Source organism: Acinetobacter vivianii, from assembly GCF_014635885.1.
In the GTDB taxonomy this organism is placed as follows: Bacteria; Pseudomonadota; Gammaproteobacteria; order Pseudomonadales; family Moraxellaceae; genus Acinetobacter; species Acinetobacter vivianii.
Genome location: NZ_BMDR01000007.1, coordinates 201,837 through 226,277, shown reverse-complemented (window position 1 = coordinate 226,277; position 24,441 = coordinate 201,837). Strand labels below are relative to the sequence as shown.

Below are 24,441 nucleotides of genomic sequence, written 5' to 3'. Positions count from 1 at the left end.
AGCTTCACCGCCGTAAGTTTTTGCACAGATCGTTGCAATCGCAGCAGTTAAAGTTGTTTTACCATGGTCAACGTGACCAATTGTACCCACGTTTACGTGTGGTTTATTACGTTCAAACTTGGCTTTAGCCATGATGATCTTCCTTTATAAACTGCTCATGAGGGTCGCCCATGAGCACTTGGTTTTTAACTAAATTTTAGTTGGGTAATATAGTAATCGAAAGATTACTCGTCGTCACCTTTTTTACCGCCAGCTTGGAACTTAGCGATGATGCCTTCCGCAACGTTACGTGGAGTTTCAGCGTATTTAGCGAATTCCATAGAGTAAGTCGCACGACCTTGAGACATAGAACGCATTTGAGTCGCGTAACCAAACATCTCAGCAAGTGGTACTTCAGCTTTAATAGCTTTAGTTCCGCCAGGAAGATCGTCCATACCTTGAACCATACCACGACGACGGTTTAAGTCACCCATGATATCGCCCATGTAGTCTTCTGGAGTTTCTACTTCAACTTTCATGATTGGTTCAAGAAGGATAGGATCTGCTTTCATGAAACCGTCACGGAAAGCGTATGAACCTGCCATTTTGAACGACAATTCATCAGAGTCGACATCGTGGTAAGAACCGTCGAATAATGTCGCTTTGATACCCACAACAGGGTAACCAGCCAATACACCATTCTTCATACGTTCTTGAATACCTTTGTCAACCGCACCAAAGAATTCTTTAGGTACAGTACCGCCGACAACTTCTTCAGCGAATTCGTATTCTTTACCAGCTTCTTCAACATCCATAGGCTCTAAACGAACATATACATGACCGAATTTACCTTTACCACCTGTTTGACGAACAAATTTACCTTCTTGTTCAACAGACTTCTTGATGGTTTCACGGTAAGCAACCATTGGTTTACCAATGTTCGCTTCAACGCTGAATTCACGCTTCATACGGTCAACGATGATGTCAAGGTGAAGCTCACCCATACCAGCAATAATTGTTTGACCAGATTCTTCGTCAGTACGAACGCGGAACGATGGATCTTCTTTAGCCAAACGACCTAAAGCGATAGACATTTTTTCTTGGTCAGCTTTAGTTTTTGGTTCAACAGCCAATGAAATTACTGGCTCTGGGAATTCCATACGCTCAAGTGTAATGATGTTTTTCTCATCACATAATGTATCACCAGTAGTAACGTCTTTAAGACCTACACACGCTGCGATATCACCTGCACGGATTTCATCAAGATCTTGACGTTCGTTCGCATGCATTTGCACGATACGACCGATACGTTCACGCTTAGATTTAACTGGGTTATAAACCGGATCACCTTGTTTAAGAACACCAGAGTAAACACGTACGAATGTTAAGTTACCTACGAACTTATCGTTCATGATTTTGAACGCAAGCGCAGAGAACGGAGCTTCGTCAGATGCTTCACGAGACGCTTTAGTTTCGTCTTTGTCGTCAAGGATACCTTCAATTGCTTTAACTTCTGTAGGAGAAGGCAAGAATTGAATTACAGCATCCAACATACGTTGAACACCTTTGTTCTTGAACGCAGAACCACAAAGCATAACTTGAATTTCAGATGCTAATGTACGAGCACGTAAACCAGCGATGATTTCTTCTTTAGAAAGATCGCCTTCTTCTAGGTACTTGTCCATTAACTCTTCAGATGCTTCAGCCGCAGCTTCAACCATCTTAGTACGCCATTCGTTTGAAGTATCAACGAGGTCAGCAGGAATTTCACCGTATTCGAACTTCATACCTTGAGATGCTTCATCCCAGATAATCGCTTTCATTTCGATGAGGTCAACTACACCTGTAAATGTATCTTCTGCACCAATTGGCACAACGATAGGTACAGGATTACCGCCTAAACGAGTTTTAACTTGCTCAACAGCACGGAAGAAGTTTGCACCAGTACGGTCCATCTTGTTCACGAATGCTAAACGAGGCACTTTATATTTGTTTGCCTGACGCCATACAGTTTCAGACTGAGGTTGTACGCCACCAACTGCACAGTAAACCATGCACGCACCGTCAAGAACACGCATAGAACGTTCAACTTCGATTGTGAAGTCTACGTGTCCCGGTGTATCAATTACGTTGATACGGTGTTGTTGGAATTGGTTAGCCATACCAGACCAGAAACAAGTTGTAGCAGCAGAGGTAATTGTAATACCACGCTCTTGCTCTTGTTCCATCCAGTCCATTGTTGCTGCACCGTCGTGTACTTCACCAATTTTGTGAGATACACCTGTGTAGAACAAAATACGTTCTGTTGTAGTTGTTTTACCTGCGTCAATGTGCGCAGAAATACCGATGTTACGGTAGTTACTAATTGGGGTTTGGCGAGCCATGATGTCTACATTCCTAAATGTTATATTTAAAACAGGACGCATCAATTAAATTGATGCGCACGAATATCCAAGCAGGCAACTTAAATACCCGCAAAGCCTCCACTTTGATAGAGAGCGATGTTGAATCGAGCTGCAGTACGCATGAATATTCTCCTGATTAGGGACTGTTTTATCCGCTTAGAAACGGTAGTGAGAGAAGGCTTTGTTGGCTTCAGCCATACGATGCACGTCTTCACGTTTTTTGATCGCTGCACCTTTACCTTCAGCTGCATCAAGCAACTCACCAGCAAGACGTAAAGCCATCGTTTTTTCAGAACGCTTAGCAGCAGCATCTACTAACCAACGCATAGCTAGAGCAGTACGACGGGATGGGCGTACTTCCATAGGTACTTGATAAGTAGCACCACCAACACGGCGTGCTTTTACTTCAACCATAGGACGAACTTTTTCAAGAGTAGTCTCGAAAAATTCAACTGGGTCTACTTTGTTTTTTTCTTGAACGCGGTCTAAAGCACCGTAAACGATACTTTCAGCAATAGATTTTTTACCATCTTGCATTACGTGGTTCATGAATTTAGCGATTGTTTGGCTGCTAAATTTTGGATCTGGAAGGATCTCACGAGCAGCGACTACGCGACGTCTTGGCATTTTAATACACCTAATAATATGACACTTCAGGATAATCCAGCAGTTTGTACAAGTGTCATGTACACGACGCTGGCCTTACTATACGTCGCTTGAATTACAAATCTATGAAGAATTCAAACAAGCGAAACGCTAAAGGAATGCTTGGGCTAGTTTCCTAGAATTACTTCTTAGGACGCTTAGCACCATATTTAGAACGTGACTGGTTACGATCTTTAACGCCAGCACAGTCTAAAGAACCACGAACGGTATGGTAACGTACACCTGGTAAGTCTTTAACACGACCACCACGGATAAGAACAACACTGTGCTCTTGTAGGTTATGACCTTCACCACCGATGTAGCTAGATACTTCAAAACCTGAAGTTAAGCGAACACGGCAAACCTTACGCATTGCTGAGTTAGGTTTTTTAGGTGTAGTAGTATAAACACGTGTACATACACCACGACGTTGTGGACAAGCCTTCAACGCAGGAACTTTTGATTTTTCAATCAAAGTCGTACGACCCTTACGGATCAACTGATTTGTTGTTGCCATTTGGCAATTCTCCCGTTATTAAACAACCTTAAAAAAAGAAAAGAACCTCTTTTTAAGGGCACATAATTGTAAGCTAAGAAGTAAAAATGGTCAACATTGTAAGTGCTGACCATTTCTTGGGTTTGTTGTGTTTTGATGTCTAGAACATCACACCATAATTAGCTATGTTTTGTTGAAGCAGGTTCTACATCAATTGATTTCTGTTCAGTCGTGAGTTCTGTTTCGCTCTCGTCAAATATCTCGTCTTGCTCTGCCTTCAACGCGGGTTGCTGTTCCGTATGTTCATGTTCAACTACATGCTGTTCTGCAAGTTGTTGAATTCCCTCTTCTACTTTTTCATCCACTGGTGTTTTGGGCGCGTCTGTATCTTTGGCCTGAATCGAAACATTGGTAATCACATCATTTTTTGATGTCTCAGAAGTTAAACCTTGCTTAGCCTCTTCCTCGGTTGCATTCAATAAACGCGGCGTCGCTTTTTTCAATAAAGCTTCCGCTTTATAGTAGGCATCTAATGGAGAAATATTTTCGTTCGGATGTTCATTTAAATAGAAACGTGCCGCACCAAAAATAGATTGTGATTTATGTCCGACATCTTCCAGCAATCGCCAGCTATAAAAACCACTTAAAGCAGCGCCAGCAACTGGGGTTAACTTACCCACCACGGACACCTGAGGAACACGGTTTAACCATCCAAACTTAAACTGTCCTTGTTCATCTACCAGCCATTTTTTGACTAAATCAAAATCATTATTTGATCCAAGCAATTGTTGGAACTGTTGTAGGTCATGCGTTTCCAACATCGATTTCAAGGCTTTTAATGCAACCAACAAGGTTTGTTTTTCAGCAACCAGACTTAAATCAATCTCTTTAAAAATGAAAGCAACAATCTCTTGATCATTCTCTTCTGACAAATCAAAGCCGTGTGAACGCCCAGTCTGATAAATAGTTCGCAAGGTCAAAACAATCGATGCAGGAATATCAATAGCCGCGCCCCAGACACCTGTTGCACCTGTCACAGCGCCCTGAACAGCTGCCAACAATTTATTTTGTTCAATAAGCGCCTGACTCAAACGTTGCGAACGACCTGTATCTTTAGTGAGTTCCATAATGTCCTTCACCCCTGCTTCTTCAAGGATTTTCTCTGTCAGGGAACTATTCGAACTAAACTCATTCAACCATTGGAATAAATAGTCAGATGCTTTTTCACCTAAATCAGGAGACACAAAAGACGCAATACTGTTCACGCGTGTGTAATGACGACCGAGGAACTGATGTGAAAGTTTCGGGAATTGCTGACGTAACATTTGTTGCGGACTTTCGTATTTTTCCACTTCAAATGGACTTTTAAAACGCGCTTTTCCTTCTATTGTATGAGATGAATTTGCAAGATCGGCCCCAGAGGTGATTGGCGCCACTTGCAGTTTTTGTAATTCTGAACTGAGCTTTTTAGCCACTCCAAAGGCTTGTGCAAATAAACCTGAAGATTGCTTGTTTTTAGATTTTGTCATCAAGTACCTCTGTTGTGTAATGTGTGCATTTCTAGGTAAATACTAGGTTGAATGCAGATTTATCTCAACTTTTATGTGTGTACTTTCATTACGTTTCGTCACCATAAGTGCAATATTTACGAATATTTACACAACTGGAAATAGGCATAAAATTTGCCATAAGAAATAAAAAACCTTTCTGCTATCATGGTGTCATTCACTCATAAGCCATTTTAATCGTTATTTTCTCCTGATTTGTATTCATAGCGAGATGCACAGGGCTTAAGTATTACCATAAAAGGGATCTGTAAATGAAACGTGTTGTAATCACTGGTATGGGCATTAACTCATGTATCGGTAACTCTTTAGAAGAGGTCACTCATTCTTTAAAAAATGGAATCTCAGGCACACGTTTAAACCCAACTTATGCAGAACTGAATTTCAAGAGCCATGTTAGCGCTGCAGCTGAACAGGATTTTGATGGCATTGATCGTAAACTGAAACGCTTTATGGGCGTTTGTGCGATGTATGCATACAATGCAGCTGTTGCAGCCGTTGAACATGCTGGACTGAAACAAGAAGATTTGGCAAACAATCCACGTTACGGTATTGCTGGCGGTTCAGGTGGTAACTCGACTGCATCTGTTGCAGAAATGATCAAACTGCTAGAAGAAAAAGGTGCGCGTAAAATCGGTCCTTTCTTCGTGCCACGTAACATGTCAAACACCATTACTGCAAACGTAGGTGTTGCATTTAAATTGCAAGGTGTGGCCCATTCGATTACCAGTGCATGTGCAACTTCTGCCGATGCAATTGGTTATGCTTATAACCTGATTCAATTGGGTAAACAGGATTTGATGCTTGCTGGTGGTGGTGAAGAAGATCACTGGTCACAAAGCTTATTGTTTGATGCGATGGGTGCATTATGTTCAAAATATAATGACACACCAGAAACTGCTTCACGCCCATATTCAAAAGACCGTGACGGTTTTGTGATTGCTGGTGGCGGTGGTTTCGTTGTACTTGAATCACTTGAACATGCACAAGCACGTGGCGCGAACATCCTCGCTGAAGTCATTGGCTACGCAGCAAATAGTGATGGTGCTGACATGGTTGCACCAAGTGGTGAAGGTGCAACACGTTGTATCATCATGGCATTGGATGAAGCAAAACAGCATGGTGTAGAGCAAATTGACTATGTCAACACACATGGTACTTCAACACCAGCGGGTGACGTAACCGAGCTTAAAGCAATGGAACGCGCATTTGGTGAAGGTCAGGTTCCTCCACTCAGTTCAACTAAATCAATGACTGGTCACAGCTTAGGTGCTGCTGGCGTTCAGGAAGCGATTTATTCTGTATTGATGATGCAAAATGACTTTATTGCACCAAACATCAACGTGACTGAGCTTGATGAAGGCGCACAAGGTTTCGATATTGTACTTGAAAAACGTGATGCAAAACTGAATACTGTAATGAGTAACAGTTTTGGTTTTGGCGGTGTTAACGCCTGCCTTATTTTCAAGAAGTGGGATGCATAATCCTACTTAGTAGGATTATCGATGGATGCACCTTCTGATGCTTTCTTGTGGGTAAAAGCATTACATATTATTGCCGTGGTTTGCTGGTTCGCTGCATTGTTCTACTTACCACGCCTTTATGTCTACCATGCCATGAGCGAAGATGCCGTTAGTCATCAACGCTTTGAAGTCATGGAACGTAAGTTATATCGCGGGATCATGTGGCCGTCTATGATTGCCACATTAATTACAGCCCACTTTCTGGTCGACTGGGGTGATGCAACCCGACATTATCATGAAGCCTTATGGTTTTATCTCAAGGTCGGTCTGGTCGGTCTTTTGGTGATTTATCACCTAGTGTGTGGTTATTACCGTAAAAAGCTCATTGGCAATGCCCACTACAAAACACATAAGTTCTGGCGCTTCTTTAATGAAATGCCAACCTTGATCTTATTTGCGGTGGTTATTCTCGTTGTCGTAAAACCTCAGTTCTAACTGAGGTTTTTTTATTCTAGAATAAATACCATCATTTTGTTCACACTTGAATGTCAGATGATCAAAGCACTTCAACAGCCTATACAACAATTAAAAAACCGGTTCATTGCTAACTTAATCGTTTGTCTCAAAATGAATCAGTTCAACTATCGCGGCTTAACCTCTGGCGAGATTGAAATTGCACGCCCAGTCTTTGGCGACCTAATTAATTATGCACAGATCAAAATTTTTAATATCCCCTATTTACCTTGGCAACCCGTAAATATTTTTATGGCGCCGAATGGCAACTTATTTGTGCATCAAAAATATTTTAGTGCTGATTATTCAAAGTGCTCTCTTCCCTTACAAGGGATTTTTATCCATGAGCTTGCCCATATTTTACAGTTTCAGCAACGCACCAATGTGATTATCAAAGGTGCAATTCTTCAATTGGCTTATTATCTCAGTTTCAAGCACTACGATCCTTATCAATATCAATTCAAACCCAATAAAGCCTTTTCCAGCTACAACATCGAACAGCAAGGAGATATCGCACGCGATATTTTTTTCAAGAAAATTCCCAATATTATTCTGAGAAAATAAAAAAGCCCTGTCATTCATGTACAGGGCTTTTTAAGTTAGACCATCGCAATTGGTATTATGCAGCTGTGCCTTTGCGAGTTTCATTCGTAGGTTCATGATCGACATCCATATCAGTTGTAAAATCTACACGCATTGCATCCTTAACAATGGTACCCATACGTCCAACACTAATCGCTAAACCTAAAGCGATGATTGGCAACAAAATTGTTGAAGTCATAATCTCTCACCTCACTTCATTCAAAAGAGAATCTAATTTTTAAGCTTGTGGCTCTTGCTCACGGAACATGACTGTACCAATACGACCAACAACGACAGCTAAACCAAACGCAACAACTGGAAATAATAAAACTGACATATCTACCACCTCTTGATTTGAGTGTTGTAATACACCTGAGTGACCCCAAAATGTATAACCCTTCACATTAATCAGGATCATAGCAGTGCACAAATGTACACTCAAGTGTAGCAAAGATATTCCCGACAAACGGTATATAAAACACCCAATACAAACATAAACAACTGAAATAAATATATTTTTAATTAAGTACAGTTGTTTTTATTTTTTCATAAATTTTTAACAGGTTTATTAAAGTCACTCTTTTTATTAGAAATTTTAGACGTTATTGGAACTGTCACTGAGACGTCATGTCAATGTGCGAAGCTGACATGAAAAAATCTTGATGTGGTTATATTCAATTTATTCACAATCATGCACCATAACTACCTAAACATTGAGAAATGTTGCTTTTTCATACAGAAAAACTCGTTATTTTTACGCAGAAAAATGTGCATTTAGTATATATTAGTAAACTTGTCATTTTTCTTTAAGATATAAAATGTTTGGCGCCATGATATACAATCGTTTTTAACAACTATACTTATATAAATCAAAAACTTGTGTATCAAAACTTGTTAAGACTTAGGATTAGGTTTGAATGAAAAATTTTAAAATTGCCCTTGCTCAGTTCTCTCCGCATATTGGCAATGTTGACTCAAATACTCAAAAGATGATTGAGCAAGCAAATTTAGCGAAACAACAACAGGCTGATTTGATCGTCTTTCCAGAACTTTCAACCATCGGTTATCCAGCGGAAGATTTAATTCTTCGCCCAAATCTTCAAAAACGCACTCAAAAAGCTTTTGCTCAGTTAAGTGAAGTAAAAGACATCGTAATGATATTTGGTTTCGTGCACCAAACCGAAGATGGCCACCGTTATAATTCTGCTGCGGTGATGAAAGATGGTCAGGTATTGGGTATTTACAATAAACACAACCTGCCAAATTACGGCGTGTTTGATGAAAAACGTTACTTTCAGGAAGGCCACCAGCACCTTGTTTTTGAATATTTGGGACACAAATTCGGTGTCTTGATTTGTGAAGATGTCTGGTCGCTCAACACGGTTAAGCAACTTAGCCAACTCAATGTTGAAACCGTACTGGTCTTAAATGCTTCTCCTTATGAAGTGGGTAAACCACAACATCGTATTCAGACGCTGAATGAATTGGCGAAACAGCTGCACCTGAATATTGTTTACGTTAACCAAGTTGGCGGACAAGATGACCTGATTTTTGATGGTTCTAGCTTTGTAAGCAACAATAATGGTCAACTTGCATTACAAGCGCCAAGTTTCCAAGAATCTGTTCATTTTGCTGAATATGATGCTGAACAAAAACAGTTCAAAACTGCTGAAGCCATTCCAGCATTGGAAACCTTTGCTGAAATTTATCAAGCATTGGTTATGGCAACCCGTGACTACGTGCAACGCTCAGGTTTCCCAGGGGTTATCCTCGGATTGTCTGGCGGTATCGACTCAGCATTAACAATGGCGATTGCTGTTGATGCAATTGGTGCGGATAAAGTACAAGCCGTCATGATGCCATATACCTACACCTCACAAATGAGCGTAGAAGATGCGACTGAACAAGCACGTCGTATGGGCGTGACTTTCGGTATTGCCGAGATTCATCCAATCGTGAATAGCTTCATGCAAACACTGTTCCCGTTCTTTGGCAACTCACCTGCCGATGCAACAGAGGAAAACCTGCAAGCACGTACTCGCGGTACCCTGCTCATGGGCTTATCAAACAAGTTTGGTAATCTTGTGCTTTCTACGGGGAACAAATCTGAAATTTCGGTAGGTTATTGTACCCTTTACGGTGATATGGTTGGTGGTTTCTCTGTACTTAAAGATGTCTACAAAACCATCGTATTTGAATTGGCTAAATACCGTAACACACTGGAAGAAACGCCAGTTATTCCTGAACGTGTAATTACCCGCCCACCATCAGCAGAACTTCGTCCAGATCAAAAAGATCAGGATTCATTACCTGCTTATGATGTACTTGATGCTATCTTGTATGCTTATATAGAAGAAGATCTCAGCCAGGCCGATATCATTGCCAAAGGTTATGAAAGCGATGTTGTCGAGAAAGTAATTCGTCTGGTTGATCGCAATGAATACAAGCGTCATCAGGGCGCGATTGGGCCACGTATCAGTTCACGTGCTTTCAGTCGTGAACGACGCTACCCGATCGTCAACGGATGGACCGCGAATGACTGAAAAAATTGTTTCTGAAAAGTCACAATTACTTGCTCAAGCACTTTTGCTTGAGCAAGTTAAGTTTTATAAAAACCAACTCACAACACAACTTTCTGCTGATTTCTTTCAGCAATTTATTCAGCTCTTTCTACAACACGCACCCAACATACAACTCAAAGAAGTGGTTGAATTAGCGCAAATTCAGGCCGTTGTGAAACGCTATGCCTTTGAAATGCAGCTTGGTGCTGGTTTACTGGAGTTTATTGGAGAAATTGCGCAAAGACTGCATGTCTTTTCCCTACAATCATCAGCGCAATTACAAGATGTATTTTCAGACCATCAATTTGAAATGTGGCTCTCCAAATTTCTGGAACTTGAAAATATCCGCCATTATTTAAATCAGTTCTTAAAAGAAAGCCCTTCTATTCAGCAATTGTGCCAATACATTGCAACGACGACCTTACAAAACAAGTTACCTAAATTATTTACCCAATCAGATGAAGAAAGAATTTCCGAAAGTAAATATGAGTGGCAACAAAAACTAAAAAGCTTTTCTCATCGTCAGCAGCAACGTATTGAACAGAAAATCGAAGAAAGCATTGCCCGATTTATTCAAGAGCAACTAGCTGATCTTAGCCTACTTTCCAATGATGATCTGGAAAGTCTGGCGCGTAATGTCTGGGATGATAATAAAGCAAAACCTTTATCGGAATATACCAAACAGGTGACTCCACTGGATGTGGAAGAATTCTTCGTCATGATCTATGAATACTGGAAAGAATTACGCCAGTCTTCTTTCATACAGGATTTAATCCTCTATGGTGTCAAAGTCTTTTATGATTTCTATAAAGATGAAAGTCTTGCAGATGTCTTCGCTGCAATTGGCTTGGAAGAAGCAGACCTGCTGAATGAAGCGGTACGTTTTTACCCAAAAGTTGTGGTTGCTTTAGATGAACATGATGTACTCGAACCGATCATTAATCTCATCCTGAAACCATTCTATGAAAGTTCCGACACGCTCGCGACGATCGAAAAACACCTATAAAAAATAAAGCCTGTAAATCAATTTAGCATTTACAGGCTGCGCATCTCATTAATTTTTTACATCATACAGATAAAAAGAAACCACGCAGGAGCGTGGTTTTTAAAATGGTGGCTATGACGAGACTTGAACTTGTGACCCCCGCATTATGAGTGCGGTGCTCTAACCAACTGAGCTACATAGCCGTAAACTGTGTGCGCATTATCTAGTTTTACTTCTGATGGGTCAAGTCTATGATCTTGAAAATAGAAGATATATGCACGGTTTTTGCACAAAGACCTTATCAATTGTACATTTTTTAATTCAATAGCTATTCTAGTCGAAATTTCTGTGCAATCTTCCTGCTTGAACTTCCCACAACACAGCTTTTGAACTTAGTGCTTTTCCTTATACGATGTGTAGGAACAGCCAATACATGCCACCATAATCATCATAATGGCCAGAACCTGATAAATATTTAATGCTTCTCCTAAAATATACCACGCAGCCAAAGCACTAATCGCAGGTGAAGCACTGAGTAAAATCCCAAAAACATGTGCTGCCAGTTGCCTCATCGCCATGATATCCAGTAAGAAAGGAATCATGCTTGAGAACAAGGAAACAAATACACAAGTAAAGAAAACTTTATAGGAACTCATTACTAAATCTAAATGCTGGACACCAACAGGGAGAGCAAATAAAGTCGCGACTAGCATCCCGACCGCCACAGAACTTCCACCAGATGAAGCCACCCGTCGACCATAAATAATATAAAGCCCCCAACAGACAGCCGCACCTAACGCAAAGCACATGCCGAGATAACTAAAATTCTGGTTAATTCCGCCAAATGGCAATATCACTATGCCTATAAGTGCACACCCTACCCATAGCAGATCCTGCCTGCGCTTGGACATCAACATCGCAACAGCCAAAGGCCCTAACACTTCAATTGAAATGGCGATACCAACTGACATATAGGAAAAAGCTTTATAAATTAATAGATTCATGCCACTAACGAGCATGCCGTAAATTAGCAAATCGCACCAGTTGGTCTGCCGATAGAACAATTGCCACGGCCTGAAAACAATAAACAGAAGAATAGCGGACAAGCCAAGACGAACCAGAGCGACAGTTTCTGCACCCAAAACAGGAAATAACGTTTTGGCTACGGCGGCCCCCACCTGTACAGATATCAAAGATAAAGAAACAGCAAGAAAGGCCATGCCTTGCCTAGAATCCAGTCTCACCATGACCATACCCTGCGATGTAGAAATGCAATTTTAATTCACACATCCACGTTTAATTCTGCGATTTTATGCAAGAATATGAGTAAATTACTCTATATTTTTCTTAGGATGAGAGATTTAATCGTGTCAGATATTTCACTGGATCAGTTTGATTATGCAATTTTAAGGCAACTACAACACGACAATAAAATGTCGCATCGAAAAATTGCTGAATTGGTGAATCTTTCTCAAGCTTCAGTACAACGGCGTATAGCCCGACTTGAAGAAGAACAGGTGATTGAAAAAAATTGTGCCGTGCTTAATCCGAAAAAGTTTGGCGAAAAGATTACTTCAATTATTGAAGTCCGTTTAGCAGAAGACCGCTCTATTGTGATGGATCGCGCCAAACAATATTTTGCCAATGTCGATGAGATTCAGCAGTGCTATTTCGTCAATGGGGGCGTTTCTTTTATTATCATTATGATTTCAGACACCTTATCTCACTTTGAAGCCTTGGTACGTAAGCACTTTGCAGATAATCAGGATGTCAGAACCTATCGGACGCTGATCGTTTTAGATCGGGTGAAAGTCGGATTAGAAATATCCATTTAAAAACAGCAGATAAAAAGAGACCACGCAGGAGCGTGGTCTATAAAATGGTGGCTATGACGAGACTTGAACTTGTGACCCCCGCATTATGAGTGCGGTGCTCTAACCAACTGAGCTACATAGCCGAAAACTGTGGGCGCATTATCTTAACTTTCGCTACACACGTCAAGCACAATTTTCAAAAAATTTAAGAAGTGGGCCTATAAGCCGGGTTCTGTCGAGGACGATCATTCCTCTAGGCGTACAATCACTCATACGCTCAAGCGACCTACCCGAATCCAGCACGGGCCGTGCCTCAGGATTCCTATTTGGTCTTGCTTCAGGTGGGGTTTACCTTGCCGTGAACTGTTACCAGACACGCGGTGCGCTCTTACCGCACCCTTTCACCCTTACCTCACGAATGAGGCGGTCTACTCTCTGCTGCACTTGCCGTCGGCTTTCGCCGCCCAGGCGTTACCTGGCACCTTGCCCTTTGAAGCCCGGACTTTCCTCCCCTGTTTCAGTCACGGAGACCTCCACAGCAGCGACCGTCCGGCCCACTTCGTGGCGCATCTTACCAAAGTTCGCTGTTAATTGCTCGCATTTTTTTGCGCAGTCAGTTTTTTATATTTCTCCATCAACTCATCATGAGATTCCACATGTTGAGGATCCAGAGGAATACAATCGACTGGGCAAAATAACTGACACTGTGGCTGATCATGGTGTCCAATACACTCGGTACAGAGTGCTGGATTAATCTCATAAATCAGCTCACCCATATAAATGGCGTCATTGGGACAGACAGGTTCACAGACATCGCAGTTAATGCATTCATCTGTAATATATAAAGACACGTTACCAACCTTGTTGATGTTTACGTTCAAAGGCCTCGACCACAACGGCAGGCACAAATTTGTTTACATCACCTTTTAAACGGGCAATTTCTCTCACCAGTGTCGATGAAATAAATGAATATTGCTCAGATGGAGTTAAAAATACCGATTCAAAATGAGGATCAAGCTGACGGTTCATATTGGCCAGTTGAAATTCATATTCAAAATCTGAAATTGCTCTTAAACCACGAAGTACTGCTGTCGCACGCTGTTCACGGAAAAAATTGACCAATAAGCCATCAAAACCAACAAACTCAACATTGTTCAAATGACTGAGTGATGCTTTTGCCAATTCAACACGCTCTTCTAAACTAAATACCGGATTTTTATGATGACCAATCGCAATGGCAACCACAACTTCATCAAACATTTTTGATGCTCTTGCAACCAAATCAACATGTCCATTGGTTATTGGATCGAAAGTCCCCGGATAAATCACACGTGTTTTAGACATGCGGTGTACTCTAGTGAATGAGATAAGGTGCGTATTTTAACAAATCTTCAGCCTAAACGCGAAATTCCTAAACATTGGAAAAAGATTGCATTTTGCGGCACAATAGAAGCAATTGTGGAAGTTTGAATTATGGCGCAAGCAACAGTAGTGAAGAAACATAATGGTGGCACGATTGCTCAAAATAAAAGAGCGCGCCACGATTACTTTATCGAAGAAAAATTTGAAGCAGGCATGTCCCTCCAAGGTTGGGAAGTAAAGTCTCTACGTGCTGGACGTATGAGCTTGACGGAAAGTTATGTCATTTTTAAAAATGGTGAAGCCTTTTTATTTGGTTCACAAATTCAGCCGTTATTGTCTGCATCAACACATGTGGTTCCAGAAGCAACGCGTACCCGTAAGTTGCTCTTGTCTCGTCGTGAGCTGGAAAAACTATTAGGTGCGGTGAATCAAAAAGGTTATTCGTGCGTACCATTGGCATGTTACTGGAAAGGTCATCTGGTCAAGCTTGAAATTGCACTGGTAAAAGGTAAGCAATTACATGACAAGCGTGCGACCGAAAAAGATCGTGACTGGCAACGTGATAAAGCACGTATATTGCACAAATAAAAAAAACCTCCAATCAATGGAGGTTTTTTATTTTAATCTTCAACTTATACGTGTTTGAGTCTTAACTCTGCCAAATATTGGCCAAACTTACGTGCTGTTTCCAGATCACCTTCGGGTGGTGTCACTTCAACACTGGCATTGTCAGATTGCGTCATTAATCCTAAAAAACTCGACATGCGGTTAATATCGGATTGACCACGTCCAGTCGGCATAAACGGTAAACCCGCCCATAACATGCCATGTTGCATTGCAAATAAATTAATCTGCTGCAACACAGCCAGCTTATCACCGCTGAGTCCACCGCCATTGGTAAAACCAGCAGCCAGTTTGCCTTGCCATGTACGTGCCAACCAGCGTTTAGACGAATCTTCCATAAACTGTTTCAAGGCAGAGGTGAGGCTTCCCATATAAGTTGGGCAGCCCATAACAATCACATCTGCCTGATCAAGCAAGTCCCATTGAGGCGCAGCTACAGACAACAGATGCACTTCAGCACCCGCCTGTTCTGCCCCTTGAGCAACATATTGCGCAACTTTGGCTGTATGCCCATAAGGACTGTGATAAACCACACAAACTTTAACTTGGGGAGTAATTTGCTCAATAACAGACATGGGAAATTTAAAAACCAATGAATTAGATCAAGTTTAACATTTTTAAATGCGACAAGGCCAATCGACAATGCAATGGCGGCAATTTATTGCATAAATACAAAGCTTGCCATGCGACCCGTTTTGGCATCACGGCGATGAGAAAAATAATCCTCAGCTTGCTGATACGAGCATTGGTCACCACCAATAATAGTTTCCACGCCTAAACGCTTTAAAATAAAACGTGCAATGGCATAGAGATCAGCCTGATATTTACCCTCAGCCTGACCTGCAATAAATGCAGATTCCAGCTCAGGATATTTCTCACAAAAAGCGGCTTTGACTTCTGCCCCAACCTCAAAACAAGGCTGGCTAATGGCTGCCCCCAACCATGCCCAAGTTGGTTGGGATTTCATTTCAGTAACCGTATTTTCCACGATCCCTGCGGCTAATCCGCGCCAGCCTGCGTGTAGATTGGCAACTTCTGTACCTTCGGCATTTCCCAACACCACAGGAAGACAATCGGCAGTCATCATCATTAAGGCATGGCCTGCCCGTTGTGTGACCAGACCATCGCCCTCAAGAGCAACGAATGGAACTTGTTCATTCACGGTATGACAAATAGTGCTGTGGGTTTGCGTCATCCAGGTGATTTTATCCACACCGAATGCAGACAATTGGTTCAGCAAGATCATACGATGTTGCTGGACGCGCTGTGCATCATCATTGACATGCAAAGCCAAATTAAACCCAGACAGGCTTTGATTCGGCGTTGCGACTGTTTCTGGATGTGCAATGCGTGTTTGCCCGACAAAAACACCTTTAGGCAGACCTTGTACAAATTCCATAAATATCTCCTGAGCTATATTTCCTACCCTCAACCTCTCCTAAAAGAAGAGGGAGCTTTAAGTACTGTAACGCATTAAATTCACGACAGTCTCCCTCTTTAAAGGAGGGAGACTTAGAGGGAGGTAGAGCTTCACTTAATAGGCTTCATTTTCACTGCGAAGCACTTCAACCAATTGAGTAAAGTCTTCTGGCCACGGCGCTTCAAACATCATTTCTTCGCCTGTACGCGGATGCACCAACCCAAGTTTGGCTGCATGTAAAGCCTGACGCTTAAAGCTACGTAACATATCTGTTAATTTCGCTGAAGCACCTGCGGGGAAACGCACACGATTGACATACACTGGATCACCGACCAAACCATGTCCCAAATAGCTGAAATGGACACGGATCTGGTGGGTACGTCCTGTTTCAAGCTGAGCCTGTACACGGGTAAAGTCACGGAAGCGCTCTTTCACATTATAATGTGTCACGGCATCACGACCGCCCGGTAAGATCGCCATTTTGACACGATCCACTGGATGACGTTTGATCGGCTCATCAATGGTGCCACCTGCAATAATATTGCCATACGCAACCAGATCATAAACGCGATAAACCGACTTCTTTGCCAATTGCTTGCTGAGTGAAAATTGCGCTTCCAGATTTTTAGCAACTACCAGTAAGCCACTGGTATCTTTATCGATACGATGCACCAGACCAGCACGAGAAAGTTCGGCAAGTTTTGGCTCATGATAAAGCAATGCATTTACCAAGGTACCTGTCGGATTCCCTGCACCTGGATGCACCACCATGCCAACTTCTTTATTGATCACGATAATATCGTCATCTTCATAGACAATATTTAAAGGAATATTTTCAGGCTGGCTTGAAGTTTGCGCTTCAAGTTCAACTTCAAGCGTGAGTAGCTCATTTCCTTCACAGCGGTACTTTGGCTTAACAATGTTACCATTTACCAACAGATGACCATCTTTCATCCATTGCTTGAGTTTTTCCCGTGAAAACTCGCTCCACACCAATGCGGCAACCTGATCAATACGTTGCCCTAAATAGTTTTCATCGAGTTGAATTTGCAACGATAAACGTGTTGCAGTTGAGTCAGAATTATGATTATCTGCATCGACAGAATCTTCGAGTAAGAAATCTGTTTCAGAGATGTTTGAATTGGAAGATTGTGCTGAAGTCATTTGATGATCGGTACAAAAATGGTTTAATAGCACCATTGTAGCTCATTGCCCAGAATAACAGAGGAGTTTTTATGTCGCTACCACGTTATAAAATTACGGTGCTTGCACTATCTTTAGGTGTAGCGTCTGCATTTGTGGGCTGTAGCAGCAATCCAAGTAAGAAAGAAGTGGTTGATAAAGGACCACAATCAAGTGAACAAGTTTATTTCGAAAAAGCGCAAAAATCACTTGAGCGTAATCAATATACCGATGCGGTTAAATCACTTGAAGCGTTAGATACCTACTATCCAACGGGTCAATATACTCAACAGGCACAGCTTGAGCTTCTCTACGCGAAATTCAAACAAAAAGATTATGAAGGTACGATTGCGCTTGCAGAGCGTTTTATTCGTTTAAATCCTCAACATCCAAATGTTGATTATGCTTACTACGTTCGTGGTGTAGCCAACATGGAAATGAATTACGACAGCTTGATTCGCTACACTTCACTCCAGCAATCACACCGTGATGTGAGCTATGTCAAAGTGGCTTATCAAAACTTTGTCGACCTGATCCGTCGTTTCCCAAGTAGCCAATATTCAGTTGATGCTGCACAGCGCATGAAATTTATTGGTCAGGAACTTGCTGAAAGTGAAATGAATGCAGCACGTTTCAATATTGAACGTAAAGCATGGTTGGCTGCGGCTGAACGCGCACAATGGGTGATTGAACATTATCCACAAACTCCGCAAACACCTGAAGCTTTAGCAACTTTGGCATATAGCTATCAAAAACTTGGTGATCAGGCGACTTCTCAACAATACGTTGAAATTCTAAAGCTGAACTATCCAAATTTAGTGAAATCAAATGGTGAAGTTAATTTACGTGCAGCACGTAAAGAAGGTAGCTGGGTCAATCGTGCAACTTTAGGTTTATTAGGACGTGAGTCTCAAACTGTAGAAGTCAAAGATGAAGCAAGTGGTGAATCTGAACAACGCAGTTTAACCAACCGCTTAAGTTTTGGTTTACTAGGCAAACCAGCGACTGAACAATCTGCTGCGCCAGCGCCCGTGGCCGCTCCTGAAGCACCTGCAAGCACAGAAAAACCAAGCTGGAAAAATCGTTTAAGCTTTGGTCTATTAGATAAGCCAGAAGCAAAAACAACGGCTGAGGATGATGCTGCAAACTAATTTGCAATCATCTGATACACCAAACAGGCAAGTCTCACTTGCCTGTTTTTTATTTTATGCAACAATGATTCCTGACATTTTTGCAGTGCAATAATGTTTTACTCCCTGTCTGAAATGGTTAAACGCACATGGCAATTCCACAACATACGATTGATCAAATTCTAGATCGAACCGACATTGTCGATTTGATCGGTCAACGTGTGAAGTTAAAAAAGACGGGGCGTACCTACTCTGGCTGTTGTCCATTTCATCAGGAAAAATCGCCTTCTTTCCATGTCTATCGTGACAAGCAGTACTACCACTGCTTCGGTTGTCAGGCCAATGGTAATGCCATCCGCTTCCTGATGGATATCGACGGTCGCAACTTTGTCGATGTGATGAAAGAGCTGTCCAACAAGACAGGCGTCGACCTCCCCAAAGATAATCACGACAATAAAAAACTCTCTTATAAACGCAGTCCACAACAAGCCGCTACACCTCAGCCAGTAAAACCAGCACCAGAAAATCCAGTCGCACCACCTGTAGTCGATGAATTTATCGATGGACATTTTGTCGATATGGATCGTGTAATGGATGATCCTTTTGCCCAGTTTGATCCATCATTTAGCATGGATGAGCAGGTACAGGAAGGTAATCTTTATGATCTGCTAGAGAATGTGGCGCAGTTTTATGAACGTCAGTTACCGAATAGTCAAAAAGCTCAACACTATTTCAGACAACGTGGCCTCTCGGCACAAACCATTCAATTCTGGCGTTTAGGTTATGCACCAGAAGACTGGCAGCATCTTGAAAAAGCCTTTCCACAAGATATTGAAGGCTTAAAACAGCTCGGCCTGATTCGTTCAAGCGACAGTGGTCGAGATTTTGACTTATTACGTGAACGGGTTATTTTTCCGATTCGCGATCATAAAGGTCGTGTGGTCGGTTTTGGTGGTCGTGCGCTCAATGACGAGATTAAACCCAAATACATTAACTCGCCTGACTCTGAAGTGTTCCATAAAAACCAGTTGCTTTACGGTCTATACGAAGGCCGTAAACTGAAAGCCAATGACTGGTTGATGGTGGAAGGCTATATGGATGTGATTGCCTTACAGCAATACGGTATCAATGGCGCTGTCGCAACGCTTGGAACAGCCAGTAATGCGGATCACTTAACGACGTTATTCAAACAAAATTCTAGAATTACCATCGCCTTTGATGGTGATACCGCAGGACAAAAGGCCGCGCGACGTACTTTGGAAATCGCACTGCCACTACTCAATGATGGTCGTGAATTAAAATTCTTTGTTTTGCCCAATGAGCATGATCCTGACTCGCTGATCCGCCGTGAAGGTCTGGAAAATTTCCAGAAATTGCTACAGCAAGCGCCCCTGTTATCTGACTTTGTGTTTGCCCATTTAACTGGACAGCATGATGTCAGCACACCTGAAGGCAAAAGTCTGGTGATGGGTGAACTGCGTGAATTGACTGAATTATTGCCTAAACATGGTTCATTCCGTTATTTGTTGAGTCAATCTTTCCGTGAAAAGCTAGGGTTAGGGAAACGTTTTACCCCCCAAGTCAGCCATGATGCCTCCTTATCTTTTAACATTCAGACCAAAGATGAAGATTTCGCGGTGGCGATTTTGATGCACCACCCCTTCTTGTACATTCATTTTGAAGAACTGCGTGCGGTGATTGATCAAGATGAACTGTTGGCAAAAATTTTAGCCGTATTGAATATTGTCTTTGATGAATTGCCTGATGATCAGGAACTGGCAACCTATTATGTGCTGGGTGCATGTAGTAGTTATAGTCATGAGTTGGCTGATATTATGCAACGCACCAATATTCAGTCATTAACTCAGGCGCCTGAAATTGCAGATAAACTTGCCAAAGAATACGCATTGGGATTACAAGAAAAATATCTGCGATTAAAACTTAAATCACCCATTTCTTTGATCGAATCTCGCAATTTACGTCAGCAATTAAACGAACTCACCAAACAGATTAGTTTGCGATTGCTATCTTAGCACCGCAAACTTACTGTCTCGGTTTACGTTCGTGCTCGAACACGTCTTGTAAATGCTGCTGTAGCCATTCGAAATAATCAGGATTTTCTGCTTTAGCGGCTTCTCTTAACAAGATTGAAGTCGGATGCATTAACTTTTGTGTTAAACGATGCGCGAACTCTTGTAACACCTGCTCTGCGGCATGACCATGCTGTAATGATTCCATCGCATGAGCCAGCTCTTTTTGGCTTACTTCTTCGCTATGCTGGCGATAGGCTTGAATCGTACCACTCGCCTCTTTGACTTTTTGCTGGGTCATCAATTGAGTTGCCAATTGATTAACCATAATCTCGGCTTCAACCGCAGCTTGACGACGTTGTGCCAGATTTTCATCAATCACACTTTGCAAATCATCAACGCCATACAAATACACGTTATCCAATGATTCAACTTTCGGGTCAATATCACGTGGCACGGCCAGATCGACCATGAGCATCTGTTGATAGCGGCGTTTTTTCAATGCCGATTTGACGTCTGAATATTCAATCACTTGATGCAAACTACCTGTACAACTTGAGATGACGTCTGCTCTATGCAAATTCTGTGCAAGTTCCGTAAAAGGAATAATTTCAACATCGACCTGATGAGCAATTTCCTGTGCCAGAATATCTGCACGTTCGCGGCTACGGTTACAGATCAGAATCTTCGCCACCCCCATTTCCGCAAGGTGTTTAGCGACTAAACTATTCATTTCACCCGCAGCCACAACCATCACAGTCAATTTTTCTGGACGACTAAATACTTGCAAGGCCAACTGAGCAACCGCATAACCCATTGAAACTGCATGACTTCCGACAGAGGTTTCAGAACGAACCCGCTTGGCTGCATAAAAGGCATATTCAAAGACACTATTTAGCTCAGGTGAAACCGTTTCGGCATCTTTTGACAGCGCCAGAGCACTTTTCACCTGCCCTAAAATCTGAGGTTCGCCCAGCATCAACGAGTCTAAACCACTGGCAACACGCATCAAATGTGTAACAGCCTGAGCATTCTCGTAACGATAAACATGATGAATTAACTGTTTTACATCAATATTATTCACTTGGGCCAGCCAGTTCAGGACGCTATCCGCATCTTCTGTCATGGCATACACTTCGGTACGGTTGCAAGTCGACACCACCACAAGGTCATTCAAGGATGACTTCTGGTTTTGTTCAAGCAATAGCGCAGCTAATCGCTCTGCATTGAAAGCAATTTGTTCACGAAGTTCAACAGAAGCTGTTTGATGGTTGACACCCAATGCAAAGAAAGACATATCAGATCATCATTTCGCTAAATTTATGTTATTGTGCAACATCGGTGTCATAAAAAGCATTACTTTGGATCAATAAAAATTGCGTCAGCTATATCGCCGTACCCTTTTTAGCGGCAAGACGATTAGACGGTATTCTACCACAATCTTGTTGTTAGGTAGCATGAGCTCTTATGTCTCTGCACAAGCAATACACGACATGTATGCAGAGAACAGCTTTGAAAATGCTTTACAACAGAGCATGGTTGCTGAATTTTCTCTTGCTTATGATGATATTGCAACCGCTCTACACAATTATACTGTGCTTGCGATTCGTAGTAATTCAACCACAATCAAGCAGCGCGCCTTAGATGTTGCCTTAGAATATAATGACTTACAGTCTGCCTTAGACATCGCAACTCATTGGGTTGAGCAAGAACCTAAAGATGTACCCGCGCTATTTTATTTATCGCATATCGCACTCAAAACGCATGAGTACGAGCTTGCGGCCAAAACACTGGATAAAATTTTAAATATTGATCCAACTGCTGATCTGGAAGAAATTTTAGCCGGGATTGCCCCCGAACAGGCACAAGACCGCGAAGTCCTCTTAAATGCCCTGCGTGCTAGCGAAGAACGTAACAATCCCTCTATCCTGGCCTTGATTGCAGGTTTAGAAGCACAAGATGGCTTGTACGAGCAAGCGCTCAAAAATATTAATCGGGCCTTACGAAAACGCTCAAAAACCACCAGTTTCATTTTAATGAAAGCCAATCTGCTCATGGCTTTGCAAGATGATGAAGAAACACAAAAATGGTTTGCAAAGGCAAGTCGAAAAAATAAAAACAATATTGATATTCGTCTGGCAGAAGCACGCTATTACATTCAAATCAATCAGCAACAGCAAGCTTTAGACAAACTTGAAGATATCATTAAAGATCATCCTAAAGCGGAAGAAGCCCTGTTTATTGCAGGTTTGACCAGTATTGACTTGAAGCAATATGAAAAAGCCGAGCAATATCTGGTAGAGCTGCGTTCATCTGCCAAATATCAAAATGAAGCCTATTACTATCTGGCAATCAATGCTCAGCGCAAACAGCATTATGAAACGGCAAAGGCTTATTATCGTCTGGTAGATGGCAGCCTTTATATCGTTTCCCGACGTAATATGATTGCGATTTTTGAGAAACAGGACCAATTGAATGATGCCTTACGCTTCCTGACGCAGGAACGTGTTAATTATCCACAACATGCCAGTTTCTTGTATCAGGCACAGGCCGATATTTTAAAGAAAATGGATAATAAAAAGGCTGCTTTGGCTTTGCTGGATGAAGCCATCAAGAATTTACCTGATGATCCTGAACTAATTTATGCTGAAGTGCTGTTACTCGATCCATATACAGATCGAGACAAACTCGACAAAACCTTGAAGCAGTTGCTCATTCTTGAACCTAATAGCCCAACCTATCTAAATGCGTATGCCTATACGCTGGCCTTGCAAAACCGTCGCCTAAAAGAAGCACGTAAATACGCAGAGCTAGCGCTGGACTTTGCACCTGAACAGGCATCAATCCTCGATACACTGGGCTATATCGCCTTCTTGCAAAATGACTTTGATACTGCTGCCAAAGTTTTAGGTCAGGCTTATTCACTGAGTCAAAATGTGAATATTGGTGTTCGCTATGCCAAAGCATTGTATATGCAAGGTGCACTCACGCAATTTAGCGAGGTGTTACAGCAATTGAAACAAAAACATGCCAATGCCCCACAATTACAACAGCTTGATAGCTTAATCTTACCCATCACTGTAAAAAAGAGTTAAATCCATGCGCGTGTTTTCAAAATTATGCTTTGCCGTGTGTAGCAGTAGCATTTTATTTTTAACGGGTTGTCAGAGTTTGAGCCAGCCGAATAAAGTGATGACTTCGCCACAAGTACAAGATGAAAATAATTTTAACCTGCAAGGCAAGATTGGTGTGCGCACACCACAACAGTCTGGCAGCGCATTTTTCACGTGGGTACAACAACAAGATCAATTTGATATTGAGTTGACAGGTATTCTCGGCGTGGGGAAAACCCAGATTGAAGGCAAACCTGGGCAAGTCACTTTAAATAGTGCTAAAACGGGCTTGATTACGGCCGCAACACCAGAAGAATTACTTGAAAAAGCAACAGGTTGGCAAGCACCGATTATGCATCTTGCTTATTGGATTCAAGCGAAACCAGCAACTCAGAATGCTCAAGTGAGTAAAGATGAGCAAAATCGTCTTAAACAATTGATTGAAGATGGCTGGACAGTAGATTTTAGTTATAACGATGCTCAAACGCTTCCAAATAAGCTTTTGTTGAAGCAAGCACTTGCAGAAGGTAAAGAAAACCGTATTACAATGGTGATTCAAAACCGATAATTTT

The 24,441-nt window shown here is 41.9% G+C and carries 24 protein-coding genes, 2 tRNA genes and 1 other RNA gene; 11 read left to right on the top strand and 16 right to left on the bottom strand.

Going from position 1 to position 24,441, the window contains the following annotated elements; genetic code table 11:
- The 5 genes from IEV36_RS15070 to IEV36_RS15050 all read right to left on the bottom strand — a co-directional run.
- The coding region (locus IEV36_RS15070) for a GTP-binding protein (protein ID WP_227591698.1) at positions 1–132 on the bottom strand (132 nt) is incomplete at its 3' end.
- Positions 133–224: 92 nt separating this feature from the next.
- Entirely contained in the window at positions 225–2,363 is a 2,139-nt protein-coding gene (gene fusA / locus IEV36_RS15065; RefSeq protein WP_004770932.1) for an elongation factor G, read from the bottom strand.
- A gap of 177 nt (positions 2,364–2,540) precedes the next feature.
- A complete protein-coding gene (rpsG, locus tag IEV36_RS15060) occupies positions 2,541–3,011 on the bottom strand; it encodes a 30S ribosomal protein S7 (RefSeq protein WP_004655203.1) in 471 nt (156 codons plus the stop codon).
- Between the two features lie 160 nt (positions 3,012–3,171).
- Entirely contained in the window at positions 3,172–3,546 is a 375-nt protein-coding gene (gene rpsL / locus IEV36_RS15055; RefSeq protein WP_004638184.1) for a 30S ribosomal protein S12, read from the bottom strand.
- 158 nt (positions 3,547–3,704) lie between these two features.
- Positions 3,705–5,054, bottom strand: a complete 1,350-nt coding sequence (locus IEV36_RS15050; RefSeq protein WP_005256365.1) for an EcsC family protein — start codon at positions 5,052–5,054, stop codon at positions 3,705–3,707.
- A 290-nt stretch (positions 5,055–5,344) separates the two neighbouring features.
- Here IEV36_RS15050 and IEV36_RS15045 point away from each other — a divergent pair, with 290 nt between their 5' ends.
- The 3 genes from IEV36_RS15045 to IEV36_RS15035 are packed head-to-tail and all read left to right on the top strand — an operon-like array spanning position 5,345 to position 7,630.
- Positions 5,345–6,574: a beta-ketoacyl-ACP synthase II gene (locus IEV36_RS15045; RefSeq protein WP_004805136.1), complete on the top strand. Its 1,230-nt coding sequence runs from the start codon at positions 5,345–5,347 to the stop codon at positions 6,572–6,574.
- Positions 6,575–6,595: 21 nt separating this feature from the next.
- On the top strand, positions 6,596–7,048 hold the full coding sequence (locus IEV36_RS15040; RefSeq protein WP_005229045.1) for a CopD family protein: 453 nt from the start codon (positions 6,596–6,598) through the stop codon (positions 7,046–7,048).
- Positions 7,049–7,105: 57 nt separating this feature from the next.
- Positions 7,106–7,630 (top strand): hypothetical protein, encoded by a 525-nt coding sequence (locus IEV36_RS15035; RefSeq protein WP_005256363.1) that lies wholly within the window; start codon positions 7,106–7,108, stop codon positions 7,628–7,630.
- Positions 7,631–7,685: 55 nt separating this feature from the next.
- Here the strand turns inward: IEV36_RS15035 and IEV36_RS15030 are convergent, their stop codons facing one another.
- Positions 7,686–7,847 carry a hypothetical protein gene (locus IEV36_RS15030; protein ID WP_004770926.1) on the bottom strand — a complete coding sequence of 54 codons (162 nt, stop codon included), beginning with the start codon at positions 7,845–7,847 and terminating at the stop codon, positions 7,686–7,688.
- A gap of 718 nt (positions 7,848–8,565) precedes the next feature.
- Here IEV36_RS15030 and IEV36_RS15025 point away from each other — a divergent pair.
- Together IEV36_RS15025 and IEV36_RS15020 are read left to right on the top strand one after the other, a co-directional pair.
- The gene (locus IEV36_RS15025) at positions 8,566–10,191 is read left to right on the top strand and encodes an NAD+ synthase (RefSeq protein ID WP_005256359.1); all 1,626 of its coding nucleotides are present in this window, start codon (positions 8,566–8,568) and stop codon (positions 10,189–10,191) included.
- Complete coding sequence (locus IEV36_RS15020) at positions 10,184–11,215, top strand: hypothetical protein (protein ID WP_005256358.1); 1,032 nt, start codon at positions 10,184–10,186, stop codon at positions 11,213–11,215. Before IEV36_RS15025 ends, IEV36_RS15020 begins: the two co-directional genes overlap by 8 nt.
- A gap of 105 nt (positions 11,216–11,320) precedes the next feature.
- Here the strand turns inward: IEV36_RS15020 and IEV36_RS15015 are convergent.
- Both IEV36_RS15015 and IEV36_RS15010 read right to left on the bottom strand, forming a co-directional pair.
- A tRNA-Met gene (locus IEV36_RS15015) sits at positions 11,321–11,397 on the bottom strand.
- Between the two features lie 189 nt (positions 11,398–11,586).
- Complete coding sequence (locus IEV36_RS15010) at positions 11,587–12,441, bottom strand: EamA family transporter (protein ID WP_005256356.1); 855 nt, start codon at positions 12,439–12,441, stop codon at positions 11,587–11,589.
- Between the two features lie 120 nt (positions 12,442–12,561).
- Here IEV36_RS15010 and IEV36_RS15005 point away from each other — a divergent pair, with 120 nt between their 5' ends.
- Positions 12,562–13,029, top strand: coding sequence for an Lrp/AsnC family transcriptional regulator (locus IEV36_RS15005; RefSeq protein WP_032864012.1), 468 nt, complete (start codon positions 12,562–12,564; stop codon positions 13,027–13,029).
- Positions 13,030–13,074: 45 nt separating this feature from the next.
- On the opposite strand, the gene IEV36_RS15000 is transcribed toward IEV36_RS15005, so the two are convergent.
- From IEV36_RS15000 to coaD, 4 genes are all read right to left on the bottom strand, one after another.
- Positions 13,075–13,151, bottom strand: a tRNA-Met gene (locus tag IEV36_RS15000).
- A 62-nt stretch (positions 13,152–13,213) separates the two neighbouring features.
- An RNA gene (rnpB, locus tag IEV36_RS14995) (RNase P RNA component class A) lies at positions 13,214–13,569 on the bottom strand.
- Positions 13,570–13,595: 26 nt separating this feature from the next.
- Positions 13,596–13,859, bottom strand: a complete 264-nt coding sequence (locus tag IEV36_RS14990; RefSeq protein ID WP_004770919.1) for a YfhL family 4Fe-4S dicluster ferredoxin — start codon at positions 13,857–13,859, stop codon at positions 13,596–13,598.
- Position 13,860: 1 nt separating this feature from the next.
- A complete protein-coding gene (gene coaD, locus IEV36_RS14985) occupies positions 13,861–14,352 on the bottom strand; it encodes a pantetheine-phosphate adenylyltransferase (RefSeq protein WP_004770918.1) in 492 nt (163 codons plus the stop codon).
- Between the two features lie 129 nt (positions 14,353–14,481).
- Here coaD and smpB point away from each other — a divergent pair, with 129 nt between their 5' ends.
- The gene (smpB, locus tag IEV36_RS14980) at positions 14,482–14,958 is read left to right on the top strand and encodes an SsrA-binding protein SmpB (protein WP_004770917.1); all 477 of its coding nucleotides are present in this window, start codon (positions 14,482–14,484) and stop codon (positions 14,956–14,958) included.
- A 44-nt stretch (positions 14,959–15,002) separates the two neighbouring features.
- On the opposite strand, the gene IEV36_RS14975 is transcribed toward smpB, so the two are convergent.
- The 3 genes from IEV36_RS14975 to rluD all read right to left on the bottom strand — a co-directional run bounded on the left by IEV36_RS14975 (position 15,003) and on the right by rluD (position 17,578).
- A complete protein-coding gene (locus IEV36_RS14975; RefSeq protein ID WP_005256353.1) occupies positions 15,003–15,569 on the bottom strand; it encodes a flavodoxin family protein in 567 nt (188 codons plus the stop codon).
- An 83-nt stretch (positions 15,570–15,652) separates the two neighbouring features.
- The gene (gene pgeF / locus IEV36_RS14970) at positions 15,653–16,393 is read right to left on the bottom strand and encodes a peptidoglycan editing factor PgeF (RefSeq protein WP_005256352.1); all 741 of its coding nucleotides are present in this window, start codon (positions 16,391–16,393) and stop codon (positions 15,653–15,655) included.
- A gap of 135 nt (positions 16,394–16,528) precedes the next feature.
- The gene (rluD, locus tag IEV36_RS14965) at positions 16,529–17,578 is read right to left on the bottom strand and encodes a 23S rRNA pseudouridine(1911/1915/1917) synthase RluD (protein WP_032864011.1); all 1,050 of its coding nucleotides are present in this window, start codon (positions 17,576–17,578) and stop codon (positions 16,529–16,531) included.
- A gap of 71 nt (positions 17,579–17,649) precedes the next feature.
- Here rluD and IEV36_RS14960 point away from each other — a divergent pair, with 71 nt between their 5' ends.
- Positions 17,650–18,747, top strand: a complete 1,098-nt coding sequence (locus IEV36_RS14960; RefSeq protein WP_005256348.1) for an outer membrane protein assembly factor BamD — start codon at positions 17,650–17,652, stop codon at positions 18,745–18,747.
- Between the two features lie 128 nt (positions 18,748–18,875).
- Positions 18,876–20,759, top strand: a complete 1,884-nt coding sequence (locus tag IEV36_RS14955; protein ID WP_005256346.1) for a DNA primase — start codon at positions 18,876–18,878, stop codon at positions 20,757–20,759.
- Between the two features lie 10 nt (positions 20,760–20,769).
- On the opposite strand, the gene hemA is transcribed toward IEV36_RS14955, so the two are convergent.
- Entirely contained in the window at positions 20,770–22,053 is a 1,284-nt protein-coding gene (hemA, locus tag IEV36_RS14950) for a glutamyl-tRNA reductase (RefSeq protein ID WP_005256345.1), read from the bottom strand.
- Between the two features lie 79 nt (positions 22,054–22,132).
- On the opposite strand from hemA, the gene IEV36_RS14945 reads away from it, so the two are divergent.
- The gene (locus IEV36_RS14945; protein ID WP_004770910.1) at positions 22,133–23,851 is read left to right on the top strand and encodes a tetratricopeptide repeat protein; all 1,719 of its coding nucleotides are present in this window, start codon (positions 22,133–22,135) and stop codon (positions 23,849–23,851) included.
- A gap of 4 nt (positions 23,852–23,855) precedes the next feature.
- The gene (gene lolB, locus IEV36_RS14940) at positions 23,856–24,437 is read left to right on the top strand and encodes a lipoprotein insertase outer membrane protein LolB (RefSeq protein WP_004770909.1); all 582 of its coding nucleotides are present in this window, start codon (positions 23,856–23,858) and stop codon (positions 24,435–24,437) included.
- Positions 24,438–24,441 lie beyond the last annotated feature (4 nt).

Coding starts and splice junctions, on each gene's coding strand:
- fusA (WP_004770932.1), bottom strand. CDS start 2,363: ATGGCTCGCCAAACCCCAATTAGTAACTACCGTAACATCGGTATTTCT.
- hemA (WP_005256345.1), bottom strand. CDS start 22,053: ATGTCTTTCTTTGCATTGGGTGTCAACCATCAAACAGCTTCTGTTGAA.
- pgeF (WP_005256352.1), bottom strand. CDS start 16,393: ATGGAATTTGTACAAGGTCTGCCTAAAGGTGTTTTTGTCGGGCAAACA.
- coaD (WP_004770918.1), bottom strand. CDS start 14,352: ATGTCTAAAACACGTGTGATTTATCCGGGGACTTTCGATCCAATAACC.
- IEV36_RS14975 (WP_005256353.1), bottom strand. CDS start 15,569: ATGTCTGTTATTGAGCAAATTACTCCCCAAGTTAAAGTTTGTGTGGTT.
- IEV36_RS15040 (WP_005229045.1), top strand. CDS start 6,596: ATGGATGCACCTTCTGATGCTTTCTTGTGGGTAAAAGCATTACATATT.
- IEV36_RS15025 (WP_005256359.1), top strand. CDS start 8,566: ATGAAAAATTTTAAAATTGCCCTTGCTCAGTTCTCTCCGCATATTGGC.
- IEV36_RS15020 (WP_005256358.1), top strand. CDS start 10,184: ATGACTGAAAAAATTGTTTCTGAAAAGTCACAATTACTTGCTCAAGCA.
- IEV36_RS15035 (WP_005256363.1), top strand. CDS start 7,106: ATGATCAAAGCACTTCAACAGCCTATACAACAATTAAAAAACCGGTTC.
- IEV36_RS14955 (WP_005256346.1), top strand. CDS start 18,876: ATGGCAATTCCACAACATACGATTGATCAAATTCTAGATCGAACCGAC.
- smpB (WP_004770917.1), top strand. CDS start 14,482: ATGGCGCAAGCAACAGTAGTGAAGAAACATAATGGTGGCACGATTGCT.
- IEV36_RS14960 (WP_005256348.1), top strand. CDS start 17,650: ATGTCGCTACCACGTTATAAAATTACGGTGCTTGCACTATCTTTAGGT.
- rpsG (WP_004655203.1), bottom strand. CDS start 3,011: ATGCCAAGACGTCGCGTAGTCGCTGCTCGTGAGATCCTTCCAGATCCA.
- IEV36_RS15050 (WP_005256365.1), bottom strand. CDS start 5,054: ATGACAAAATCTAAAAACAAGCAATCTTCAGGTTTATTTGCACAAGCC.
- rpsL (WP_004638184.1), bottom strand. CDS start 3,546: ATGGCAACAACAAATCAGTTGATCCGTAAGGGTCGTACGACTTTGATT.
- IEV36_RS15010 (WP_005256356.1), bottom strand. CDS start 12,441: ATGGTGAGACTGGATTCTAGGCAAGGCATGGCCTTTCTTGCTGTTTCT.
- IEV36_RS15045 (WP_004805136.1), top strand. CDS start 5,345: ATGAAACGTGTTGTAATCACTGGTATGGGCATTAACTCATGTATCGGT.
- rluD (WP_032864011.1), bottom strand. CDS start 17,578: ATGACTTCAGCACAATCTTCCAATTCAAACATCTCTGAAACAGATTTC.
- IEV36_RS15030 (WP_004770926.1), bottom strand. CDS start 7,847: ATGACTTCAACAATTTTGTTGCCAATCATCGCTTTAGGTTTAGCGATT.
- lolB (WP_004770909.1), top strand. CDS start 23,856: ATGCGCGTGTTTTCAAAATTATGCTTTGCCGTGTGTAGCAGTAGCATT.